General features: G+C 50.4%; 31 protein-coding genes, 1 tRNA gene and 3 pseudogenes. 21 read left to right on the top strand and 14 right to left on the bottom strand.

The features are described from left to right. The first annotated feature begins 11 nt into the window (after positions 1 to 11). Positions 12 to 203 (top strand): DUF4926 domain-containing protein, encoded by a 192-nt coding sequence (locus tag EDF81_RS14995; protein ID WP_123348903.1) that lies wholly within the window; start codon positions 12 to 14, stop codon positions 201 to 203. Positions 204 to 264: 61 nt separating this feature from the next. Here EDF81_RS14995 and EDF81_RS14990 read toward each other — a convergent pair. Next, positions 265 to 546 (bottom strand): annotated as a pseudogene (locus EDF81_RS14990) (SymE family type I addiction module toxin); the annotation flags it as partial. Positions 547 to 591: 45 nt separating this feature from the next. Between EDF81_RS14990 and EDF81_RS23965 the strand changes: the two are divergent. The 3 genes from EDF81_RS23965 (at position 592) to EDF81_RS14980 (ending at position 1,737) form a co-directional block, all read left to right on the top strand. Next, complete coding sequence (locus EDF81_RS23965) at positions 592 to 777, top strand: hypothetical protein (RefSeq protein WP_148049935.1); 186 nt, start codon at positions 592 to 594, stop codon at positions 775 to 777. Between the two features lie 130 nt (positions 778 to 907). Beyond that, positions 908 to 1,402, top strand: coding sequence for a hypothetical protein (locus EDF81_RS24140; protein ID WP_221180820.1), 495 nt, complete (start codon positions 908 to 910; stop codon positions 1,400 to 1,402). Continuing rightward, positions 1,399 to 1,737, top strand: a complete 339-nt coding sequence (locus EDF81_RS14980; RefSeq protein WP_123348900.1) for a hypothetical protein — start codon at positions 1,399 to 1,401, stop codon at positions 1,735 to 1,737. Before EDF81_RS24140 ends, EDF81_RS14980 begins: the two co-directional genes overlap by 4 nt. A 42-nt stretch (positions 1,738 to 1,779) precedes the next feature. Here EDF81_RS14980 and EDF81_RS14975 read toward each other — a convergent pair whose 3' ends face one another. After that, positions 1,780 to 2,127, bottom strand: a complete 348-nt coding sequence (locus EDF81_RS14975; protein WP_123348899.1) for a SymE family type I addiction module toxin — start codon at positions 2,125 to 2,127, stop codon at positions 1,780 to 1,782. A 71-nt stretch (positions 2,128 to 2,198) separates the two neighbouring features. Further along, complete coding sequence (locus EDF81_RS14970; RefSeq protein WP_123348898.1) at positions 2,199 to 2,537, bottom strand: helix-turn-helix domain-containing protein; 339 nt, start codon at positions 2,535 to 2,537, stop codon at positions 2,199 to 2,201. Positions 2,538 to 2,739: 202 nt separating this feature from the next. On the opposite strand from EDF81_RS14970, the pseudogene EDF81_RS24065 reads away from it, so the two are divergent. From EDF81_RS24065 to cdiI, 3 genes and pseudogenes are all read left to right on the top strand, one after another. Then, positions 2,740 to 3,015: pseudogene (locus EDF81_RS24065) on the top strand (hemagglutinin repeat-containing protein); the annotation flags it as partial. A gap of 56 nt (positions 3,016 to 3,071) precedes the next feature. Beyond that, the gene (locus EDF81_RS14960) at positions 3,072 to 3,386 is read left to right on the top strand and encodes a CdiA family toxin C-terminal domain-containing protein (RefSeq protein WP_260232712.1); all 315 of its coding nucleotides are present in this window, start codon (positions 3,072 to 3,074) and stop codon (positions 3,384 to 3,386) included. Next, on the top strand, positions 3,386 to 3,736 hold the full coding sequence (cdiI, locus tag EDF81_RS14955; protein WP_123348896.1) for a ribonuclease toxin immunity protein CdiI: 351 nt from the start codon (positions 3,386 to 3,388) through the stop codon (positions 3,734 to 3,736). The genes EDF81_RS14960 and cdiI overlap by 1 nt, the downstream gene beginning before the upstream one ends. Positions 3,737 to 3,777: 41 nt before the next feature. On the opposite strand, the gene EDF81_RS14950 is transcribed toward cdiI, so the two are convergent. Further along, positions 3,778 to 4,008, bottom strand: a complete 231-nt coding sequence (locus EDF81_RS14950) for a type I toxin-antitoxin system SymE family toxin (RefSeq protein WP_260232715.1) — start codon at positions 4,006 to 4,008, stop codon at positions 3,778 to 3,780. A gap of 116 nt (positions 4,009 to 4,124) precedes the next feature. Between EDF81_RS14950 and EDF81_RS14945 the strand changes: the two genes are divergently transcribed. The 12 genes and pseudogenes from EDF81_RS14945 (at position 4,125) to EDF81_RS14895 (ending at position 11,274) form a co-directional block, all read left to right on the top strand. Then, entirely contained in the window at positions 4,125 to 5,801 is a 1,677-nt protein-coding gene (locus tag EDF81_RS14945; RefSeq protein WP_123348895.1) for a VENN motif pre-toxin domain-containing protein, read from the top strand. Then, positions 5,774 to 6,163: an SCO4402 family protein gene (locus tag EDF81_RS14940; RefSeq protein ID WP_221180819.1), complete on the top strand. Its 390-nt coding sequence runs from the start codon at positions 5,774 to 5,776 to the stop codon at positions 6,161 to 6,163. The genes EDF81_RS14945 and EDF81_RS14940 overlap by 28 nt, the downstream gene beginning before the upstream one ends. Positions 6,164 to 6,184: 21 nt before the next feature. Continuing rightward, positions 6,185 to 6,445 (top strand): hypothetical protein, encoded by a 261-nt coding sequence (locus tag EDF81_RS14935; protein WP_123348893.1) that lies wholly within the window; start codon positions 6,185 to 6,187, stop codon positions 6,443 to 6,445. A 256-nt stretch (positions 6,446 to 6,701) separates the two neighbouring features. Next, positions 6,702 to 7,088, top strand: coding sequence for a hypothetical protein (locus EDF81_RS14930; RefSeq protein ID WP_260232711.1), 387 nt, complete (start codon positions 6,702 to 6,704; stop codon positions 7,086 to 7,088). Between the two features lie 547 nt (positions 7,089 to 7,635). After that, complete coding sequence (locus EDF81_RS23960; RefSeq protein WP_185015750.1) at positions 7,636 to 7,833, top strand: hypothetical protein; 198 nt, start codon at positions 7,636 to 7,638, stop codon at positions 7,831 to 7,833. A gap of 13 nt (positions 7,834 to 7,846) precedes the next feature. Then, positions 7,847 to 8,146, top strand: a complete 300-nt coding sequence (locus tag EDF81_RS14920) for a hypothetical protein (RefSeq protein ID WP_123349070.1) — start codon at positions 7,847 to 7,849, stop codon at positions 8,144 to 8,146. 296 nt (positions 8,147 to 8,442) lie between these two features. Beyond that, positions 8,443 to 8,676, top strand: coding sequence for a hypothetical protein (locus EDF81_RS23955; RefSeq protein WP_148049933.1), 234 nt, complete (start codon positions 8,443 to 8,445; stop codon positions 8,674 to 8,676). Next, positions 8,654 to 9,157 carry an immunity 42 family protein gene (locus tag EDF81_RS14915; RefSeq protein WP_123348892.1) on the top strand — a complete coding sequence of 168 codons (504 nt, stop codon included), beginning with the start codon at positions 8,654 to 8,656 and terminating at the stop codon, positions 9,155 to 9,157. The genes EDF81_RS23955 and EDF81_RS14915 overlap by 23 nt, the downstream gene beginning before the upstream one ends. Positions 9,158 to 9,428: 271 nt before the next feature. Then, positions 9,429 to 9,803: a hypothetical protein gene (locus EDF81_RS14910; protein ID WP_123348891.1), complete on the top strand. Its 375-nt coding sequence runs from the start codon at positions 9,429 to 9,431 to the stop codon at positions 9,801 to 9,803. Between the two features lie 322 nt (positions 9,804 to 10,125). After that, positions 10,126 to 10,329 (top strand): hypothetical protein, encoded by a 204-nt coding sequence (locus EDF81_RS14905; protein ID WP_260232710.1) that lies wholly within the window; start codon positions 10,126 to 10,128, stop codon positions 10,327 to 10,329. Between the two features lie 270 nt (positions 10,330 to 10,599). Then, positions 10,600 to 10,902, top strand: a pseudogene (locus EDF81_RS14900) (hypothetical protein); the annotation flags it as partial. A gap of 84 nt (positions 10,903 to 10,986) precedes the next feature. Next, positions 10,987 to 11,274: a hypothetical protein gene (locus EDF81_RS14895; protein WP_123348888.1), complete on the top strand. Its 288-nt coding sequence runs from the start codon at positions 10,987 to 10,989 to the stop codon at positions 11,272 to 11,274. Between the two features lie 71 nt (positions 11,275 to 11,345). Here the strand turns inward: EDF81_RS14895 and EDF81_RS14890 are convergent, their stop codons facing one another. Together EDF81_RS14890 and EDF81_RS14885 are read right to left on the bottom strand one after the other, a co-directional pair. Continuing rightward, positions 11,346 to 11,888 carry an RNA 2'-phosphotransferase gene (locus tag EDF81_RS14890; RefSeq protein ID WP_123348887.1) on the bottom strand — a complete coding sequence of 181 codons (543 nt, stop codon included), beginning with the start codon at positions 11,886 to 11,888 and terminating at the stop codon, positions 11,346 to 11,348. Between the two features lie 8 nt (positions 11,889 to 11,896). Then, entirely contained in the window at positions 11,897 to 12,829 is a 933-nt protein-coding gene (locus tag EDF81_RS14885) for a LysR family transcriptional regulator (protein WP_123348886.1), read from the bottom strand. A gap of 83 nt (positions 12,830 to 12,912) precedes the next feature. On the opposite strand from EDF81_RS14885, the gene EDF81_RS14880 reads away from it, so the two are divergent. Further along, on the top strand, positions 12,913 to 13,392 hold the full coding sequence (locus tag EDF81_RS14880; protein ID WP_123348885.1) for a GNAT family N-acetyltransferase: 480 nt from the start codon (positions 12,913 to 12,915) through the stop codon (positions 13,390 to 13,392). Positions 13,393 to 13,479: 87 nt separating this feature from the next. Here EDF81_RS14880 and EDF81_RS14875 read toward each other — a convergent pair whose 3' ends face one another. Both EDF81_RS14875 and EDF81_RS14870 read right to left on the bottom strand, forming a co-directional pair. After that, complete coding sequence (locus tag EDF81_RS14875) at positions 13,480 to 14,187, bottom strand: hypothetical protein (protein ID WP_123348884.1); 708 nt, start codon at positions 14,185 to 14,187, stop codon at positions 13,480 to 13,482. Positions 14,188 to 14,269: 82 nt separating this feature from the next. Beyond that, entirely contained in the window at positions 14,270 to 14,998 is a 729-nt protein-coding gene (locus EDF81_RS14870) for an SDR family oxidoreductase (RefSeq protein WP_123349069.1), read from the bottom strand. A gap of 265 nt (positions 14,999 to 15,263) precedes the next feature. On the opposite strand from EDF81_RS14870, the gene EDF81_RS14865 reads away from it, so the two are divergent. After that, entirely contained in the window at positions 15,264 to 15,497 is a 234-nt protein-coding gene (locus EDF81_RS14865; protein ID WP_148049932.1) for a hypothetical protein, read from the top strand. Positions 15,498 to 15,609: 112 nt separating this feature from the next. On the opposite strand, the gene EDF81_RS14860 is transcribed toward EDF81_RS14865, so the two are convergent. From EDF81_RS14860 to aspA, 6 genes are all read right to left on the bottom strand, one after another. Continuing rightward, positions 15,610 to 15,685: transfer RNA gene (locus tag EDF81_RS14860), tRNA-Phe, on the bottom strand. Between the two features lie 126 nt (positions 15,686 to 15,811). Then, positions 15,812 to 16,387, bottom strand: coding sequence for a transcriptional regulator (locus tag EDF81_RS14855; RefSeq protein ID WP_123348882.1), 576 nt, complete (start codon positions 16,385 to 16,387; stop codon positions 15,812 to 15,814). Between the two features lie 35 nt (positions 16,388 to 16,422). Beyond that, on the bottom strand, positions 16,423 to 18,111 hold the full coding sequence (locus tag EDF81_RS14850) for a protein-disulfide reductase DsbD (protein ID WP_123348881.1): 1,689 nt from the start codon (positions 18,109 to 18,111) through the stop codon (positions 16,423 to 16,425). After that, positions 18,087 to 18,410 (bottom strand): divalent cation tolerance protein CutA, encoded by a 324-nt coding sequence (gene cutA / locus EDF81_RS14845; RefSeq protein ID WP_123348880.1) that lies wholly within the window; start codon positions 18,408 to 18,410, stop codon positions 18,087 to 18,089. The genes EDF81_RS14850 and cutA overlap by 25 nt, the downstream gene beginning before the upstream one ends. Before the next feature lie 93 nt (positions 18,411 to 18,503). Beyond that, positions 18,504 to 19,805, bottom strand: coding sequence for an anaerobic C4-dicarboxylate transporter (locus EDF81_RS14840; RefSeq protein WP_123348879.1), 1,302 nt, complete (start codon positions 19,803 to 19,805; stop codon positions 18,504 to 18,506). 114 nt (positions 19,806 to 19,919) lie between these two features. Further along, positions 19,920 to 21,356, bottom strand: coding sequence for an aspartate ammonia-lyase (gene aspA / locus EDF81_RS14835; RefSeq protein WP_123348878.1), 1,437 nt, complete (start codon positions 21,354 to 21,356; stop codon positions 19,920 to 19,922). Between the last annotated feature and the right edge of the window lie 75 nt (positions 21,357 to 21,431).

Here is a 21,431-nt window from a genome sequence, read left to right as displayed (position 1 = left end):
GTGCTAATATTATGATTAAAGAATATGACGTCGTTAAGTCCACAAAGATGTTATCTGGCTCTATAGCTGCAGGATGTAAGGGGGCTGTTGTTATGGTATATACAGAACCTACATTGGGCTATGAAGTAGAGTTTATTGATGCTAATGGTGAGACGTTAGATGTTTTGACTGTTTATCCAGATGATATTGAGCTGTTGAACTAATATTACGCTCCAATACATAAAATCCCAGCCAGTGCGGCTGGGATTTTAACTTTTTAACCAGTTACTTACGTTTGTTCGCCGCCTGCAGATCCACCCTGTCCGGTAGTGGTGGCCGATTGTGCGGCGTGGCAATCACCTGGATAAACTCCGCAATCTGCCGTTGCTTGCGTGCGGAGAGTTTTTTGCAGGCCTGGCGTAACTGCGTCAGCACTTCCGGTTCTGCCGTCTCCGGCTGTGGTTCCTGCGCGGTCAGGATCAGGCAACCCGGCAGCACCCGGACTTCAACCGGCGTATCGATCGTAAATCCCGCCTCTTCCAGCCAGTCTCCCTTCAGCCTCAGACCCGCGCAGCGACTGTATCAGGCTGTGCCGGCATCGCTGCGTACTTCGTGACGGATGCTGATATATCCCACCAGAGCCTGAGCGGTGGGCTGAGTTACACCTTTGGCGCAGGCGGCGGACCTGGCGTCAATATCAGCTACAGCCGCGACAAAATGAAGAGCAATTACGACTCTGTCCAGGAGCTGACGGGGATCCAAACAATGGAAAGCTGGTATTGCTGCCAGGAACGATGAATTAACAGCTAAAATACGAAAAGACGGAATTGATTCGCTCAAGGCGGCTGAAAAGCTGGAGTGGAAAAACCTGCGTGGAGCCTCGTCAAACTTTGATGGCTCAATCAATACATTGGTTTATCGTGCAAAAATGTTTGGTGGTTCAGAAGACACAACGACTGAACTTGCGAACATTTTTGGAAATGCGGCGATATCTAATGCGGCGGGAATAGCTGCTGGGATAGGTAAAAGCAGTAATGGCTCATCAGTTACAAAAAACGCAGATACAGTATCAAATATTTATGGAATCACTCAATCACGCATTAATTTAATGAGTGGTAGTCAAGCAAGTGGCGCTGGATGGAATTATGTTGTGCATGATCATTATTCTGGGAGGCCAGGTAAAAGCCAATTTACTATTTCTCAATCCGAACTTAAAACATTATTGCAAAGTTCTCAGGTAGTAAAATCCCCAATTGCTGGGACACTTTCCAGTGCTAAAGGAGAACGTTACATCAGAGAGGTTGATCTGGGGAGTCCAATAGGGACAGATAAGTTTAGCAATCATCAACCCACTTCGGTTATGACCATACTTACTGATAAACATGGGAATTTGAACACAGCTACTCCAGGAAGAATAAAATGAAACTGACAGGCTCTCGTACTGAAAACATCAAGAGGGATGAGTTAATAAACTCAGGGTCTTTTATTAGGGGCAATAAAGTAATAACCGGTTTCCTAAATGATAAATATGGACATATCAACTCAGTCTATGTTCTGGCTCATACTCCAGAACAGGGTGAGGATATATACAGGGTGTTAATTAATGGCATTCTAATTGTTGGCTTCGAATTATCCAAAAGTGATAATCAAGTTAATGAGCATTTTGACATGTCAGTTGCTGACTACTCAAAGCAGTTGAAAGGTAGATTGGATAAACTAGAGTTGGCAGTAGCTCTTGATTTAGCCGATAAGCATTAACGATAAACTCCCGTTCAAAGATCGGGAGTTTATTATCAGGTCTTAGATAAAATGATTATCACCACGCTTCACCACCGGCACATCGCCGGTATCGTTAATCGCGCCGGGAAAGGCTTTGATCCACTGGTTCATCTTCCGTTTGCTGAATTTGGCGACGCTCAGCCCTTCCGCACAGCCCCACAGTTCGCGGGTGTTCTGAGTAGTGATCACAATACAGTCCGGCATCACCCGGATTTTGACGGGCATACCTGGCGTAAAGCCAGCCTGTGAAAGCCATTCGCCCTGCAGTGGAATGAAGTTATGTCGGATGCGATCGTAAAACTCGCAGCGGGCAAGGGGCTGTGTTGCTTTAGTTGTGGCAACTTCTGGCTTAGAATTGCGCTCAGCCATAATTAACTCCTGGATAGTTAGTTGTGGTTAGCGGCTATATCGTGCTCGCAACACGGTATAGCCGCGCTTAATCAGGCCCGACCAATCAGCTTTTTGGCCTGATCTTTTAAAATCATCGCATCCAGAATGGAGAGAACAGCCTTCTGTTCATCTTCATCCATCTGCTTAATCGCTTCAAACTTCAGCTTTAACTCATCCTGCGGTTCCCGCTCGCCTTCTTCAAATACCAGCCAGTCGGTGGTCACACTAAAAGCAACAGCGATGCGCTTAAGGATATCCATTGAGGGCAGTGCTTCACCTGATTCATAACGACGGACCTGACTTATATGGATACCCGTCTTCTCAGCCATCTGCGGCTGGGTCAGGCCATTTTCCTTTCGTAGTTGCAGAAACCGGGCAGAAAAACTCATCCAGATATCCTCTGATAATGAATGCTTTCGCTTATCACTGAAATTCTATTTTGCATCCTTACTGGGGTGTATTTTGAACTCTCATAAGGTCTCACACAAGCATTTCAGAACAAGAAATAAACAAATTGGTGGTTATGCGACCCGGCTCCCATTTACCACTCTTGCTATCAGGCAGCCAGGTGAAGGCCGGGAAAGATATCACTCTCAATGCGGCTCGTTGGGCGTGGGCATTACTGCCGGGCCAAATGGCGCCGGGTTTACGGTCTCCGCCAGCGCCAATGCGGGCAAAGGCGGTGAGAAAGGGAACGGCACGGCGTGGAATGAGACCACGCTGGATGCGGGGAGCAACGTCAGCCTGACCAGCGGCCGTGACGCTCTGCTGCAGGGCGCGCAGGTCAATGGCGAAAAGGTGATGGCAGATATCGGGTGTGACCTTACGCTCAGCAGCCTGCAGGACAGCAACAGCTATAACAGCAAAGCCTGAGCGGTGGTCATAATGCTGATGCTTTCTATTCAACAGTAAGTGAGAAAAGTGTGAAAATTGTTGGTGAAAGTCAAAGTAACGTGAAGGGGATTACTGAGGTTCAATATAGAATACCCTCTTACGATCGTGCCGGTAATGTTACAGGTTATAAGGATACGATATTTACCAAAAAAATCTATGACCCTAAGATTTTTACTGACCAAAAAATATTAGACTTGGGGCAACAAGCTGCAAGTAGCGGTTACAAGGCAGCTATTGCAGCTGGGCAGCGAGAATATACGGCAACGGCCGGTGGGATAAAATTCCAAGTTTATTTGGATAAAAAAACAAGAATGGTAGAAAATTTTCACCCGGTGACCAAGTGATGAACGAATATATTTTTGAAAGCACAGATTATGAAAACGATCCTGAATGGATTGTCCGGGATTATTTTAATTCAATGAATTTACAGGGGAAATTCATATGGATGTTACCATATCTTATAAATATGATAGGTTGTGGTGTTAATGAAACATATTGTTCATTCCCTGATTTTGAAGACCCTGATCCCGAATGCCATTTTGAAGGAATAATGTTTGGGGTGTGGGACGGAGAAATTATCGTTCCTGAAGTTGTAGGCTTTAAATATGTCCGTCTGGCCTGTGAAAAATATGTTCAGTTACACCCTGAAGATACTGAAAAAGTAAACGAATTACTGGCTAAAATCCCATCCTGAGTAAAGATCCCGGCTCCAGCGTCGGGATCGTACTGCCAACCTCAGGCAAAATGCCTGTTCCCACACCTGTACACCGACAGATTACCGGTGTCATTCAGCGCCCTCGGAAACTTTTCCTGCCACTGCTTCATCTTCGGCTGGTGGATGTAAGCCACGTCAGGCCCTTCGGCGCAGCCGTACAGCTCGCGGGTGTACTGAGTGGTGGTAATGATGCAGTCCGGCATTACCCGTATCTTTAGCGGCATCCCGTCAATAAATCCCGCTTGTTCTATCCACTCGCCACGTAAAAAAATATCGCCTGATGAACGGCCCGGCTGTAGAACTCGCAGCGGGTGGTGGGTTGTAGTGCTGCACGTCCGGAGGGATTGCCGCGAATGTGATTGGCAATATGGCGAGCACGCTGCTGACCGGCCTGGGCGGTAGCGGTAATGCGGAAGGCACCACGCAGTCGGCGGTGGCAGACGGAACAATAATTGTTCGTGACGTCGCACATCAGCAGCAGGATGTGAGTACACTGAGTCGTGATACGGACCATGCCAACGGCAGTATCGACCCGATCTTTAACAAAGAGAAAGAGCAACGACGTCTGCAGACCGCACAGCTTATTGGTGAGATCGGTCGTCAGGTGTCGGATATCGTGCGCACGGACGCGAAAATCAGGGCCACGGAAAGTGCCGGCAAGCAGATGAAAACGGCGACGGCAGACGACCGTGCTGCCGCCATTAAGGCGCTGGAAAAGGATAAAAAGGCGGTCACGGAAGAGGCCATCAGCGGGCAGATGTATCAGACGTTCTACAATGATGCGTTTGCAAAAACCGAGCAGGGAACAGGCGGGCAGTATCAGCGGGCTATCACCGCCGCTACGGCCGCGATACAGGCCATCGCGGGCGGAGATATCAAAGGTGCCCTGGCGGGAGCTGCAGCCCCGTATATCGCCAATGAGATAGCGAAAGCTATTCCTGAAAAAGACCGCGCAGGAAGAGTCCTGGCGCACGCGGTGGTGAATGCCGCGCTGGCCGCCGCCAGCGGAAAAGATGCAGGGACAGCGGCAGCAGGCGCCGCCACGGGCGAACTGGCGGGCATGATAGCGCTGGATGCCTGGGGCAAAACGGTCGATAAGCTGAGCGAAGAGGAGAAGCAGACGGTCTCAGCGCTGGCGACGCTGGCTTCAGGCCTGGTCGGTGGCCTGGTGGGTGACAGCGGTGCAAGCGCGGTGGAAGGAGCGCAGGCCGGGAAGACTACTGTTGAGAATAATCGGCTGAGCAATAAAAATGAAAAGGAAATCATTAGCAATCTGACAGATGCAGCGCATGACCGACAAAAACTGGAAGCAGCATCCTGCGCGCTAATCAAATGTTATGCGGAGTATCCGGTTGGTTCGGCTGAGTACGAGAAGAATTTTGCCCTGGCTCAGGAAGGTGAAAAATATCAGCAGGAACAGCAACTCCTCAAAAACTATGAATTGCTGACTACCGAACTTCAGGATCCGCTTTATTGGAATAAAGTACCGGAAGAAGTAAAAGTCAAATATCAGGGTTTTGAATATGGTCAGGCAGATCAGATTGCTGATAGTCAGAAAGCCTATGATGCATGGAAAATTGGTTATATAGCTGATAAGTTGGGTGTTTCACCGGGAGTGGTTGAATTAACCAGTACTGGATTTAACATCGGGCTGATTGTGGCAGCCACATCTCAGGCTGGGAAAGTTGTGGGGAATAACCTGACTCAAGCAGGGAAAAATGCTACAGACGTAGCATGGCGAGTTCCTGACTCTGTTTCGAATAAGTTTCCTTCAGGCTGGGGAAACGCTACCGAAAATAAAAAAGGCGTCGGTTTTAGATGGCAAGATCCAAACAATAAAGGGAATGGTGTTAGGATTGATCAAGGAAATCCAAACATCAGTCAGCCAACCCAACAAGTTGATCATGTTATTGTTCGTAATAACGGTAAAGTTATAGGCCGGGATGGTAAATCTATACAGGGTTCTATAGCAGATAACGCAGAAAATGCGCACATTCCTTTAAGTGAGTATAAAAAATGGAAAAATTGGAACTCTCCCAATTAAAATATCCAGATATGCGTGGAGAGCTTATTGAGTATCTTCACGCGTTGAGCGATAGGGAATATCAGTATCAGTCATGGGTACGGGGTAATCGCCCTGGTGGGGGATATGATGAATTGGATTATGCAATCCATTTTCTGTACGATGATACAGATTTGGCTAAAGCTCCCAACTTAATGATTGGCTGGATATTAACAGGAGAAAATGAAGCGAATGCCATAGCTAGTCTAATAAGGGCATTAGACACAGTTTTTGATAAGTATGGAACAGGACTGTCGGATGAAGAATATCTTGATAAGAATGAATGGGGAAGTGTCCTGACTATGGCGAAAGATGCAGAAAGGATTTTGCTTTTAGCTCAGTGAATATAAGTTGAGAATAACTCAATGAGCGGTTGTTCTCCTGTAACCTGTAAGCAGGGACTCGATATTATCGGTGGCGGTGGGAGCAGCAGTCTTGGCGGCGGTATGATCGGTAGAGGTGCAGGTATAGGCCTGGTTGCGGTCATTGGAGAAATATTTGGTGGGGACAGCGAAGATGCTGAGTCGAAACCGAATGCAGGTAAGGATCTGACAGATGCCGAGAAGGCTGAGTGCGGTGGCGCTGGTTCGGGGATGCCAGGCGGCTGGGAACCTCAGGATGAATAAAATGCCCGCGATAAAGAATTAAGTACTTCAGATAGAAGGTCTATCAAACCTCTGGAAGACCAAATGAAGACTCATGAGGATAAATTAGCTGAATATAAGCGTAATCCTAATTCGTTTGATAATCAGGGGCATCTTAAGAATGCGCCAAGCGATGCAGTAAGGCAGGGGTTATAGATGGAAGGGTTCATCATCTTGAGCACGAAATTAAGACTTCCCAAGAAAATATAAATAAAATCAGAAACGGTAAGGGGTAAGTATGCAAGTGGATCTCGATTTACTTGAAGCGGCCATCGCTACTATATTCAGCGACATGAAACAGCGTGGTATAGATAGCGTTCAATTAGATTCCGATTTTTATTGGAATGTGCCATTCAAATGTATTTATGATCCTTATAATGAGCCGAGTCAGCTGGACATTGGGCAATTAGAAGAAGATTATGAGGCATTGAAACATGCTCAAGAAACAGATAAGTTGACCGGCTACAACCTGAAAAATATATCATTCAATAATGAGATATATATCAGTGAAATACCCATCCTAAAACGCTACCCCAGTTTGCATAAAACCGAGCAGGGATCGGACTTGCCTGCTCTGCAGATGATGCAGAACAGCCCGGCGGCCCGAATGCCGGTGTTAACCTGACGGATGCGGAGAAGGCTGAGTACGGTGGCGCAGGATCGGAAACGCCGGGCGGCTGGGAACCTCAGGATGAGGAGAATGCTCGTAATAGTGAGCAGACAACTGTTGATGGTCTGGTGTCTTCATCGTCAAAATTCTGGCTCATTGTAATGGCAATTGTGACTGGCTGCGAATAGCACTGGAGAAGACGCTTGCGGAAGGGGCAACGAATTTTGCGTATGGTGCACTGGGGGCAGGGAGTCTTCCGAAACCTGGGCAAAATTCATCGGAAATATCTAAAACCTCTCCGACCTCAATCATAGATATTGCACCAGGTGGCTCGGGATTTGGTAAAATACCGACAGCTTCCATTTATAATGTTAAATCGATAAGTGCGGCTGAAGCGAATGCGCCATTTATAAGTAAGGGCTGGAATGCACCTTACGATTCAGCAACTCAGGTTAGAACTTTTACGACGGCAACAGATCTTGCTTTTGTTCGGGTTTCTACGTCTGAAAACCCTACAGGTGCATTTTTAGTTCGTGCAAATGAAATTTCTGGTATGAATCCTGTGCAAATTCAACAGCATTTAGGGCTACCAAAAATACCAACTCAAATAGCGGAAGTTATTGTTCCGGCTGGAACAAAAATGCAAGTTGGTAAAGTCGCTGCTCAGCCTGAGTTTGGCGCATTACAAAAAGGTGGTACTCAGTATCAACTTTTACAACAAATACCAACAAATAGCTTTGGCACTCCTAAGCCATTTTAGTAATGTGAGGGTTATGGTGGATAAAATATTAAATGAAATACATCTTAATGATGGTGGTCGAATTGTTGTCCTTGACCGGTTAGGGATGGGGCATATTTATGGGGGAATGGAATGTGCTCGGAATGTGTATCGATTGAGTAAGAATGAGGATCTTATTTGGCAAATTGCGAGTGACTTTGATAGTGAAGGTAGCCCATTCACCAATATCACTTTAAATCAGGATGATAGTCTTGTTGCGTATCGATGGGATGGTGGTGCTTACATAATTGATAAAGAATGTGGGTTTGCAACTCCTTGTTTTTTATTGAAGTGACTGACATGGTGAGAGTGTGTTCAGAGTGCTTAATGTTCTCAGGAGTCTGCGCCTAAATCTGTGAAATTGCCCATTCGTTAAAGGTGATCGTCCAGGCGTTCACTGAACACAACAATAAAACGATGCATTCTAGCCGTGATGGCAACGTCAAAATTACGGCTGGGAAGGGAAGGGGGCGGCCAGCTTTGGCTGATTTCGGGACGGCGATAATCTGGTGCTCGGTAAATCGGGCTTTAGCATGGTGATCTCCTCAGGGACATAATCAGTATGTCCGAAGATCTCTAAAAGTGAATGGTGTGGATTACTGGGATGCTTACACCACCACAGATCCCAAGGTAAGGTTGTCAATTGATAGTGATGGTAATATACATAGGTTCTTTAATACTAGTAAAGATGGCTCTGGTACTTATCATTGGAGTGGAAGTTCTGGTGACGGTAAAAATGCATTAGGAAATAGAGAGTTAGGTGGTTTTAATAAAGAGGTTAGAGAGTTGAAGGAGAAGAAAAATGATCTATGGAAATCCTTATGAATTTGCTGTTTTTTATGAGATTTTAGAAAAAACAGATGAAGGACATTGGAAGTATGGGTTGTTCAATTTTTTTATTGAGGATGAAGCATATCCTTCAAAAGGTTCTAACTATACATTAGGTATGGCTTTAGGTTACTTAAAAGATAGTCAGGAAGATATCCATCTCAATGGCAATGTTGAAAAGGATTTGTCTGAAAATATTACCGATTTAATAACTCAATTGGCTCATTCTCATGGATTGCTTCTTGATACTGATTCCATTGGTTTTGAATTGTCTGATTCAGAACCATTGGGTGTGTTATTAAGCCCTCTTGAAATATTGGATGCCGGATTCTATCTTTTTTACTATTCTAAACATGGTGAGGATAAAGAGTATTTGGTTTATACTTTGGACTATGGTAAGACAGTAAAAAAAACAGTTTTCAAAAAAGGCATTGTCAATGATGTAATTGCTCTTCTTCCCTGTGAAGAGAGTATATAGCAGGATATATAGGAAAGGGTAAATATCTTGGGTGTTTAAATTACCTTGGCATTTTTATCTTTTTTAAATTAAATTTCTGAGGTAGATTTTTTTATCAGTTAGTTCATTGATTATCTGTATGTTTAGTCAGATTATCCACTTTTTAAATGGATTTTACACAGTGAAAGCCTTTATTGCACTTATTCACTCCTGGGATAATGAAATAAAAGGCGAGATAAATCATGCCTTTTTAAACTGATTTGATGTTGAGAATAACAATCTGGAGCTGATTGTGCGTGGTTTTGCCGTTCTCTCGCTGTGCAGGAATAAGGTTGCGGAGCAATTGCTGGAGATCGGTGCGAAAGCCGGAATAGTGGTTCTTGCCGGTGCGGTTATCAAGGACGTTGCTGACAAGATGATCTCCGATGAACTGGATCATCTTATTACCCTGGAAATGATGGGTAACGGTGATGGCATCGGTAACTATCTGATTTTCTTGCAGTATAAATATGGTTCTGGCAATGACTCAGCGGAAAATGGTGGAGTAAATCTGACGGATGCAGAGAAGACGGAGCAGGCTCGGGAACGCCGGGCGGCTGGGAACCTCAGGATGAGGAGAATGCGCGGAATAATGCGTCTTCAAATATTCCTTCTAAGGATAAGTTAGATCAGGCAGCTGCATCACCAAATCGAAATGGATTAACAGATGCTGGACGGGTGTTGCAAAAACATGGAGGCCGAGAAGGTTCTATATATTCGTATTCCAGCCAGAAAACCTCTGTCTTGAACCAGGAAGCACAAACTATAGTTAACGAAATTTTGAATAACCTCAATACTAAAATTGAAACCAGAGTTGTTTTCCAGAATAAGCAAAAAGCCACGGTTGTCGAAGCTACAGCTCCTGATGGTTCTAAAATGATAGGGTTCCGTGAACCGCCAACTAAATAACGAGGGTTAACCCAATGTTGCAATACAGTGTAGGGGGTTCAATGGATAGAGATGATCTTTATGTTGAACTTTCATTTAATAGGGTTCAATGGGGCGAAATATCGTTATCCGAGGACAAAAATTCAGTAAACATTATTATTTATCCAGATGATAATAATGTAATGGAGTTTAAGTATGATGAGTTTTTAGCGCTTATTGAAAAAGCAAAAAATCATCTTCTTGATCTTGAACCATTAGAAAAGTAAAAAATCCCGGCCTCTGAGCCGGGATTTTTACATTTAAACAGTTATTTACGGTGAATCAGACAATCATAGCGATCGCACTTGATCACGAGCAAATCGCCGGTATCGTTCAGCGTGACCGGAAATGGCTTAATCCACGATCCCGTCCCTAATTCTGTGTAACTACCCATTACTTAATGGTGTTCACTCAGTTAGTTACCAGACTCGACAATAAAACGATGCATTCCCAGCCGTGATGGTGACGTCACACTTGCCGCCGGTAAAGATATGGCCATTGGCGGGGCGGATATCAACAATAAAGCAGAGTACAAGGTCGAGCATCAGGGCGGCGGGTTCAGCACGTCCGGAGGGATTGCCGGAAACGTGATTGGCAATATGGCGAGCACGCTGCTGACCGGTCTGGGCGGCAGCGGTAACGCGGAAGGCACCACGCAGTCGGCGGTGGCAGACGGAACAATAATTGTTCGTGACGTCGCACATCAGCAGCAGGATGTGAGTACACTGAGTCGTGATACGGACCATGCCAACGGCAGTATCGACCCGATCTTTAACAAAGAGAAAGAGCAACGACGCCTGCACGCGCATGGAAAGTGCGATGGTGGCCGAAACTTCAAACGCCAGCAATATTAGTGCTATTGCTTGTAAATAGAGGTGTTAAAAATGGATGTGAGTCATTTTAAAAATCATTTTAGCCATAAGCTAAGTAACTATAAATTAACTTATAGCTCATATCCAGATGGGGATTTTGGCTATCTGGAAAGGGTTGTGATTGAAGGGCCTGATAAAGTAGCAGGGATTGATTTTTGGTCAAGAGGTTGGTTGGATATTGATATTTATGATTTGGTTTTAGATCAGCAAGTTATGAATGTGTTGATAGAGCCAGCAGAAACTCAAAAAAAAGAAGAAGAACTTATAAAGTTCATGAGGATATTATTAGATTGTGGCTAATGAAGAATAGCTGCGACTGTATTACCTCCGACATGCTTACCCAAAATGCATTAGACCGCGCCGCCAGCCCTTCAAAACCCAATAAACTCCACCGGCACCGCTTTCGTTAGCCAGACCCCATTATCCGCTTGGTGGAAGATAAAACCCCGGTCGTGCATGGCGCGGGCATCAATCTTCAGTACCACCGGTTTGCCGTGGCGCTGTCCGACGCTGATTGCCGTCGTCTCTTCTGCAGACAGGTGTACATACTGGCGCGACCCGGCGATCAGTCCCTGTTCCTGAATAGATGCAATAAAACGTGTCGCCGTACCGTGATAGAGCACGGCAGGGGGCGTTTTCTCCTGATAGCCGATATCCACCTGGGCGGAGGAGTGTCCCTGAACGGCGCGGATAGACAGGCCATCTGGCGAGATAGCAAAACGCTTTTTATCGCTGCTTTCGACGACGGCTTCAATCAGCGTTCTGTCGAGCTGCCGGTTGTCCGTGGCCGCGCAGGCGATCAGCGTATCGATATTCGCCCAGCCTTCGCTGTCCAGCGCCAGGCCAATAGACTCAGGCTGATGGCGCAGCACATAGCTAAGAAACTTACTGATCTCTGCGTGGGTTTTACTCATCTCTTACCTCAACGTTCACAAACGGGAAAGGTTGCTGCCAGGGCTGAAAGCCGGTTCTGCAGCCAGTCAGCCGCCTCTTTTTTACCGCTACGGCGGTGAGAGTACATCTTTACGCAGTAGGGCGGCACGCTAAAAGGCATCTCGAAGATAGCCACAGGCACTGCGGGTTTGAATATTTTCGCGGCATAGCGCGGGATAGTCATCAGCAGCTCACTTTCCGCGACGATAAAAGGCCCGCCCAGCATGGACGGCGTTTTAATAGTCACATGGCGCTGATGTCCCTGACGCTCCAGCAACAAATCAATCACGCCTTTTTTCTCGTTCCACGGCGTGACGACCAGATGCCTGGCGGCAAGATAGTCCTCAAACGTTAAACGCGTTCTGTCGGGGTTGCTGATAACAACGTACTCATCCTGAAACCAGTCCGTCTCTCTGAGTTCCGCGTAGGGCTCATCTTCCGGTGCGCTAAAGCCCAGCGCCAGATCGACTTCACCGGCCAGCAGCTCCTTTAATGCCGGGTTGTGCGGCAGATACTGCAGGTCAAAGCGCAGGTTCGGCGCGGTGTGCTGAAGATCGCGCATGAGTGTAGGGAAGACGCTGAACGCGGTGTAGTCGGTGATCGCAATATTGAAACAGATATCGCTGGTTTGTGGCACAAAGCGTGGCTGCGGCGACAGCTGACGATTAAGGCTTTCCAGCGTGGCCGCGATCTCCGGGGCCAGCTGGCTGGCATAGACGCTCGGGCGCATATGGTGACCTTCCCGGTAAAATAACGGGTCGTTTAAAAACATGCGTAGCCGGGCAAGCGCGTGGCTGAGCGCGGATGTGCTCATGGCGAGCTCTTCCGCCGCCAGTCTGACCGATCCGTGGCGGAAAACCGCATCGAAGACGGGAAGCAGGTTCAGATCGAGTCGCCTTAAAACCGGATGCATAGAATTCATCTTCTGTTGATGTTATTGCACTTAATTCATCGAAGAATAGCGATTATGCTTGTCGCATTCAATTTGTCACGAGACAGGAATTTATGAGTATTACGATTCGTCAGGCCGTAGCCGCAGATGCTGAGGCGATCTTCGCCATGATCGTCGATCTGGCCATTTATGAAAAAGCCCGGGACGAGGTAAAGACCAGCCCGGAAGAGATCAAAGCAACGCTTTTTGGCGCTGAGAGCGTGACTGAAGCGCTGATCTGCGAAGATAACGGCGTCATGATTGGCTATGTGGTGTTCTTTACCAGCTATTCGACCTGGCTTGGCTGCAACGGTATCTACGTGGAAGATCTCTACGTTTCCCCGGAGTCTCGTGGTCAGGGCGCAGGGAAGGCGATTCTGAAGTATATCGCACAGCTGGCGGTGCAGCGTCGCTGTCAGCGCGTGGAGTGGAGCGTGCTGGACTGGAATACGCCCGCTATCGATTTCTATGACAGCCTCGGCGCACTGCCGCAGTCGGAGTGGATCCGTTATCGCCTTACCGGTGATGCGCTGCTGAATTTTGCGGAAAGTTAATCTGCATCATCGTGTCAGCAAAATCTCATCGGCCAGGCAATCAGCCTGGCCGAAAGGTTATCGCTTTCTTCGGGTATGCGGATTTTTTTATCCATGCACAGGACCTTCCTTCGCCATTAATGCGGCTTCCAGTACCTGCTCAGGTGCCGATGTCAGAAGGTCCTTGGGTTTTTTATTCCCCAGCCAGCCGTTGAGCGTGCCAAACCACAAGGCCAGGGACCAGGGGGTTTTAGTTTCCCCGAACAGTTCGATGACTTTTTTCACCAGCGGCAGGGGCTGCCCACCGATATCCAGCGCATAGGCCGGATACAGATCTCTGCCTTCCGATGTGATGGCAAAAATCTTCCCGGCCCGCTTCCAGCGATTGGGTAATCCGCTGGGATTTTTCACTCCCGCACTGGCTCCACCTCGACGAGAGACCTCCTGAGCCGGCAGCCATTCGCTGTCATTCAGGATGGTCTCTTTGAGTTTCTCGAGCCGTTCTGTATTGGTGGTTCCGCTACGCTTTTGCTTAGCCTTTACCGTGGTCGCTTTTACTTTTACCGTGTCAGGGAGCTGGTTCAGTCCGGCGACGGCCAGGAAAGCGGCTTCCAGCGCAATTTTAAAGACGGCATCATCGATACCGCCAGGGCGCTTCAGTACATAGTATTGCGCGGTCTGCTCTTCCTGAAGATCGTAGAAGCCCGGAACTGACAGGGTGAGATCCGCATGTCCGTCCTCTGTTTTGAGGTAGGAGACCTTATTTGCCGGGACGGCAATAACGTCAAAATCAGACGCTTTTTCACGTGTCATCATGATTTGACTCCTGATGATAATGGATTCATATATCTCATATCACCAAGATAGCCAAAATACCGATTATTTTCCATATCGTCGTTCAGGGCTGACGTGTTGGCCCCTGAAAATAGATCGTGCTGATATGGCAGCTGCGTGGCTGAGTCAGTACGAAACGAATCGTTTCCCACACGGAGCGCGCGTTCAGCAGGCTTTCACCCATTCTCTCCGTTGGTGAGGGCTGTGTGTCCAGGTCGGTGACCTCAAAGTCAGGCGGGTACAGCCCGGTTACGCGAATGTTCTCTTTTGCGAGATGGTGTGCCAGATTCTGGCTAAACCCGCTCATGCCATGTTTGGCGGCAAAGAACGCCGGATGGGCGATGGACTCCGTAAACTGCGGAATACCGCACACGGAGACCAGTGTAATAATATCGGCGCCCGTTGAACGCCGCAGAGCGGGCAGCAGCGCCTGGGTCAGGATCACCGAGCCGGTCAGGCCTGAGTTGATGGTGCTGAAAATATCTTCGGCGCTCTCCGCTTCCAGGCCGCCTTCCAGCCACTGGGCCGCGCTCAGGATCAGAATATCAACAGGCGCATCCTGCGCTGAAAGCTGTGCGGCAAAGGCCGTTACGGATCCCAGCTCAGAGAGATCGCACGCGTATGCCTGCGCCGTACCGCCTTCCCGGACAATCAGATCGGCAGTCGCCTGTGCATCTGCCAGCCTGCGGGCGCAGAGACTGACTTCCACACCTTCCCTTGCCAGCCACACGGCAACGGCCTGGCCAAAATCACGCCCACCACCGGTGACCACCGCACGTTTACCTTTCAGCATCATCTTTTCCCTTTAAGTGACTGATGAACCGAGTTTTACCATAGCGGGCTGCGGAAACTTTCCCCGCCGTGCGGTGTTAAGGCGATACCGCTCAAAGGTAAACGAAACTTAAGCGATACTTAAATAGCGTTAATTTCTGCTTAATAAATATGCGACCTGGTATAAACTGAGCGCCATTTTGGTCGATAACCTTAATGAGAAAAACAGCATGCCAGGCCCTTATTACGGCAGCTGATTGATGTTTCTGCATTTTCGGACACACAGAATGAAACGGGTTGCTCTGAGCTTTGTTCTGATGGTGGCGGCTAACGGTGCGTTAGCAGGCGGAACGCTAAGCGGTACGATTGGCGTTCGTCTGGAGGTATTGCCGACTAACGGCTGTCTCAATAACCGCTGTGTGCTGGACCCCTATCAGACATTTAATGACATACAGCAGGGGAAAGTGGCTAACGATTTTAAGGCCACGCGGAAGGGTAACCAGGTAACGGTTGAGTTTTAAGTTGTAACACCACAGGTCAGCGCAGGGCAGCGCTGGCCTTTTCGCTTTCAGTGTTGCTGACAGCACTTGTAGAAAGCAAAAAACCCGCCATAGGCGGGTTCTTCTAAATTAGTGGTGCCCGGACTCGGAATCGAACCAAGGACACGGGGATTTTCAATCCCCTGCTCTACCGACTGAGCTATCCGGGCAACGGGGCGCATTAAACCGTAAACCAGCACGGTCGTCAATGAGATTTCCCGAAATGCCGTCCGTTTGGTTAACTTTACGGCAATCCGGGGCTTTTTGCGGTCAAATGACGTAAAAACCAATGTCGATCAGGTTAGCGCGCCGCCCTGACGACACTCGGCAAAGCGCAGGATATCTTCCGCCAGTCGCTGAGCGGTGTCGACGTCCGCCTGGCTGCGTTTGACCAGCATACGGCTCAGACAGCCTTCCAGTATCAGCTCCATCTGCTTTGCGACCATGGCCGGATCGTCGATGCCCAGCTGGCTCAGCAGTTCGTGGGTTGAGTCTCTTGCCGCGCTCTTTTGCTGTTCCGCCAGCTGATGAATAGGGTGGGTCGGGTCTGGATAGAACGTACAGGCGGCGATAAACAGGCAGCCGGGAAAGCGGTTCTGGCTGACGCATTCGGTCAGCGCCGTATAGCGGGCCAGCAGCTTCTGCTGGGGCGTTAATGTCTCGTCGAGCAGCAGCTGACGACGCCAGACGTCAACCTGCTGGCTGAGATAGCGCAGGGCGTCATACAGCAGGGCTTCTTTGTCAGGCCAGAAGCGCTGGAGTTCTTCCAGCGGATAATCCACTCGTTCGGCCAGCATCTCAAGCGTGGTGCTGGCGATACCCCGAATTTCCAGTAATTGCAGGGCTTCTCCCAGAACATCTTCACGTTGCACGGTCGTCTCCTTCATTTAGTCACTGAAAGTGTCGTTTACCGGGGCAGATTCTGCAAATGCCCCTGGAACGCGTCGGCGTCCATAAAGCCGGTCACGCGCAGGTCAGGTAACTCCTGGCCACTGGCGTCGAAAAACAGAATCGTCGGCAGGCCCAGCACCTGCAGATGCCGCAGAAGTTCCGCATCCTTTTTGCTGTTGGCGGTAACGTTGGCCTGTAGCAGCGCTGCATGGCTCAGGAGCTGCTGCACCTTCGGATCGCTGAAGGTATATTTCTCAAACTCTTTGCAGGCCACGCACCAGTCGGCATAGAGATCCAGCATCACCGGCTTGCCCCGGGCGTTTGCCAGGGCCTGCTGCAATCCGTCTGTATCGGCTACCTGGCTAAAGCTCAGGTGGGACTGAGCGCTGGCGGTCGGCGCGCCGAAGGCCCAGTCCTGTAATGGCCGGGCGCAGATAAGCGCCGCCGCCAGTAGGGCGACTTGCACCGCACGCATCCACGGCCGGGTGGCCTGCAGGCTGGTGAGGAAGGCCCAGCCAAAGAAGGCGATACCCAGCAGGGACCACAGGCGTAGTCCCCAGAGATCGCCGATCACCCGCTCCAGCAAGAAGACCGGCAGGGCGAGGATCACAAAGCCAAAGGCGATTTTTACCTGCGCCATCCACGGGCCGCTTTTTGGCAGCAGCCGGTTGCCGAAGACGGCAATCAGCATCAGCGGCAGGCCCATGCCGAGGGCATAAAGATAGAGCGTCCCGCCGCCGAGCCACAGATTACCGCTCTGGGCGATATAGAGCAGAATGGCGCTGAGCGGCGCGGTGGTGCACGGGGAGCAGATCAGCCCGGCAATGGCGCCCATAACGAAGACGCCGCCCACAGAACCGCCCTGACGACGGTTGCTGAGCAGGGTCAGACGCGTCTGCAGCGACGACGGAAGCTGAAGGCTAAACAGGCCGAACATCGACAGGGCCAGCAGGGTGAAAATCACCGACAGGCCAATCAGCACATACGGATGCTGGAGGGCGGCCTGGAACTGCAGCCCGGCGGCGGCAACGACGAGCCCCAGCGCGGTATAGGTCAGCGCCATCCCCTGCACATAGACAAAGGCCAGCCACAGGGCTCGCGGCGTGGAGAGGCGCTGCTTACCGCCGAGCACGATACCGGAGATCAGCGGGTACATCGGCAGGACGCAGGGCGTAAAGGCGATCCCGATTCCGATCAGCAGCGCCCAGAGCGCGGTGAAGGGGAGCTTGCTGTCGTGCGGCGCGGTCTGCTCTTGTACCGGCGCGGGCGTTGGCAGCGCGGCAACCTCGCTCAGCGGCACCACTTTGGTTTCCGGGGGATAGCACAGCCCCGACTCGGCACAGCCCTGATACGTTACCGTCAGGGTCGCGTCTTTTGAGGCCTGATTAATGGTCAGAGGGAGATTCAGCCGCTGACGGTAGATCTGGCTTTTGCCAAAAAACTCATCTTCATGCCACTTTCCTTCGGGCAGGTTCAGGGGCGAAACCTGAGCCTGGGCGGGCGTGACGCTAATATGCTGACGATAGAGGTAGTAGCCCTCTTTTATCTGCCAGTTAAGCTGCAGATCGTGCTGATTTTGCTGAAAATCAAACGCGAAGGCCTGGTCGGCAGGAACGAAGCTGGAGCGGCCGGGCGCGTCAAATAATCCGGCAGAAGCTGAAGCGCTGCACAGCAGCAGAATCAGCGCAAAGATGCGTTGAGCCATGAGAGATAGTCGTTGTCTCCGTGGGTCACCGGCAGAACCAGTAACTCCGGGGTTTTATACGGATGATGTGATTTCAGGCAGTCGAGCAGCGCCTGCTGATGCTGAACGGTGGTTTTCAGCAGCATCTGCACTTCATATTCTTGTTCGAGTTTGCCTTCCCAGTAGTAGAGGGACGTCGCGCCGGGCAGGAGGGTAACGCAGGCGGCCAGTTTCTCCGCAAGTACTTTAGCCGCAAGATCCTGGGCCGTCGCTTCATCGGGAGCCGTACAGAGCACAACAACAGCATCGGGCGCGTTCATCGTTTACCTCCTGGCAGCGGAAAGAGGCACTATAGCACGCTGAGGCGAGGGAATAATCAAACGGGCCGACAAGCGGCCCGCTTTTAACAACATTTACAACAATATGCCGCCAAAAATAAAGCCCAGAATCACGCACAGGCTGATGGCGATCACGCCCGGGATCAGGAAGGCGTGGTTAAAGACATATTTGCCGATACGCGTTGAGCCAGTATCGTCCATCTCCACCGCAGCCAGCAGGGTTGGATAGGTCGGCAGAACAAAGAGCGCGGAAACCGCCGCAAAAGAGGCCACCGCCGTCAGCGGGCTGACGCCCAGCAGCAATGCCGCAGGCATCAGCGCTTTGGTCGTTGCCGCCTGGGAGTAAAGCAGGGTGGAGGCAAAGAACAGCACCACCGCCAGCAGCCACGGATAGCTGTTCAGCAGATCGCCGGCAATCGCCTGGATATCGTTAATATGGTGTTTAACGAAGGTATCGCCCAGCCAGGCCACGCCGAGCACGCAGATACAGGCGCTCATGCCGGACTTAAAGGTACTGGCGTTCAGGATCTCGCCGGTATCGACTTTACAGGTCAGGCAGATCAGCGTGGCGATGGTCAGCATAAACACCACGATCGCTTCGTTACGCGGCAGGATCGGGTTCGCGATCAGACCCACGGTCGGGCTGATGGCGGTGGCATAGAGCATCACCGCCACGATACCGATCAGGAACAGCGTCACCGAACGTTTAGCGTGGGGTTTAAGCTGGAATACCTGGCTGCCGCGCAGTTTAATTTCGCCTTTGGCGAGACGCTCCTGATAGACAGGATCGTCTTTCAGTTCGCTGCCGAGGAAGTTGCAGACTACAGCGGTCAGCATCACCGCGATCAGGGTCACCGGAATACAGACGGCCAGCAGGGTCAGGTAGCTGATACCCAGCGGCTCAAGCACCCCCGCAAAGAAGACCACCGCGGCGGAAATAGGCGACGCGGTAATGGCAATCTGCGAGGCAACCACCGCAATAGAAAGCGGGCGGGAAGGACGAATACCCTGTTCTTTCGCCACTTCGGTGATCACCGGCAGCGTTGAAAATGCCGTATGCCCGGTCCCGGCCAGAATGGTCATAAACCAGGTGACCAGCGGGGCGAGGAAGGTGATGTATTTCGGGTGGCGACGCAGCACACGCTCGGCGAGGCTGACGAGATAGTCCATCCCTCCGGCGACCTGCATGGCGGCGATAGCGGCGATCACCGCCATAATAATTTCAATCACGTCAAAGGGGATTGCGCCGGGTGTGACCTGGAAGACCAGAGTCAGGACCAGCACGCCGAGGCCACCGGCAAAACCGATCCCGATGCCCCCAAGCCGCGCGCCGAGATAAATCGCCAACAGGACGATAACCAGTTCAGCTCCAAACATAATTTGCTTCCTTGTTTTTTAACAAGTTGATATTGAATTGTTATATTTTAGTAACCCCATAAAAGCAAAAAGGCACGTCTGCAAAGACGTGCCTTTCAGGGCTACCGGATGGGATTACTGTTCGCTTTCATCGGTATACCGTTTAGCTTTATAGGCCGGGTGCATCAGGTTTTGCGCCGAGAAAATATCGTCAAGTTCGGCTTCGGTCAACAGGCCGCGCTCAAGTACCACTTCCCGCACGCTCTTACCGGTTTCCGCACAAATCTTGCCGACGATGTCGCCGTTGTGGTGGCCGATAAACGGGTTGAGGTAGGTGACGATCCCGATGGAGTTGTAGACGTAGCCTTCGCACACCTCTTTGTTGGCGGTGATGCCGAGGATGCATTTCTCCAGCAGGTTGTAGCAGGCGTTGGTCAGGATATGAATCGACTCGAACATCGCCTGGCCGATCACCGGCTCCATCACGTTCAGCTGCAGCTGACCGGCTTCTGACGCCATGGTGACGGTAGTATCGTTGCCGATCACTTTAAAGCACACCTGATTGACGACTTCCGGCACTACCGGGTTAACTTTGGCAGGCATAATTGAGGAGCCCGCCTGCAGTTCCGGCAGGTTGATCTCATTCAGGCCAGCGCGCGGGCCGGAAGAGAGCAGGCGCAGGTCGTTACAGATTTTCGACAGCTTCACCGCCAGACGCTTCAGGGAGCTGTGCACCATCACGTAAGCGCCGCAGTCGGAGGTGGCTTCAATCAGGTCTTCCGCCGGGACAACCGGGAGGTTGCTGACTTCCGCCAGCTTCTGCACCGCCAGCTGCTGGTAGCCGTCCGGGGTGTTCAGACGCGTACCGATAGCCGTTGCGCCGAGGTTAACCTCCAGCAGCAGTTCTGCGGTACGCAGCAGGTTTTTGGTTTCTTCATTCAGCAGGACGTTGAACGCGTGGAACTCCTGGCCGAGGGTCATCGGCACCGCGTCCTGTAGCTGGGTGCGACCCATTTTCAGGATGTCTTTAAACTCAACCGCTTTCTGCTGGAAGCCGTCGCCCAGCTGGCTGATGGCGTCGTTCAGTTTGATGATGGAGGTGTACACCGCGATGCGGAAGCCGGTCGGGTAGGCATCGTTGGTGGACTGGCATTTGTTAACGTGATCGTTCGGGTTCAGGTACTGATATTCACCCTTCTGGTGACCCATCAGCTCCAGGCCGATATTGGCCAGCACTTCGTTGGTGTTCATGTTGACCGAGGTGCCCGCGCCGCCCTGGTAGACGTCAACCGGGAACTGGTCCATGCATTTGCCGTTGTTCAGGACTTCATCACATGCCGCAATAATGGTATTTGCGATGCTTTTCGGGATGGTTTGCAGTTCCTTGTTGGCCAGCGCTGCCGCCTTCTTCACCATCACCATGCCGCGGACAAACTCAGGAATGTCGCTGATTTTGCTGTTGCTGATGTAGAAGTTTTCAATCGCTCTCAGAGTGTGAACGCCGTAGTACGCATCCGCCGGCACTTCCCTGGTACCCAACAAATCTTCTTCGATACGAATGTTGTTTAACATGTGAACCTTCTTTTCAAGCTGCCAATGATTACACTAAACACACAGGATATATGTGGTTATGCGTATTCCCCGACC

Origin of the sequence: Enterobacter sp. BIGb0383 (genome assembly GCF_003751845.1) — a bacterium.
Classification (GTDB): Bacteria; Pseudomonadota; Gammaproteobacteria; order Enterobacterales; family Enterobacteriaceae; genus BIGb0383.
The sequence above is the reverse complement of the archived record's forward strand: the minus strand, read 5'-3'. Positions and strand labels throughout refer to the sequence as shown.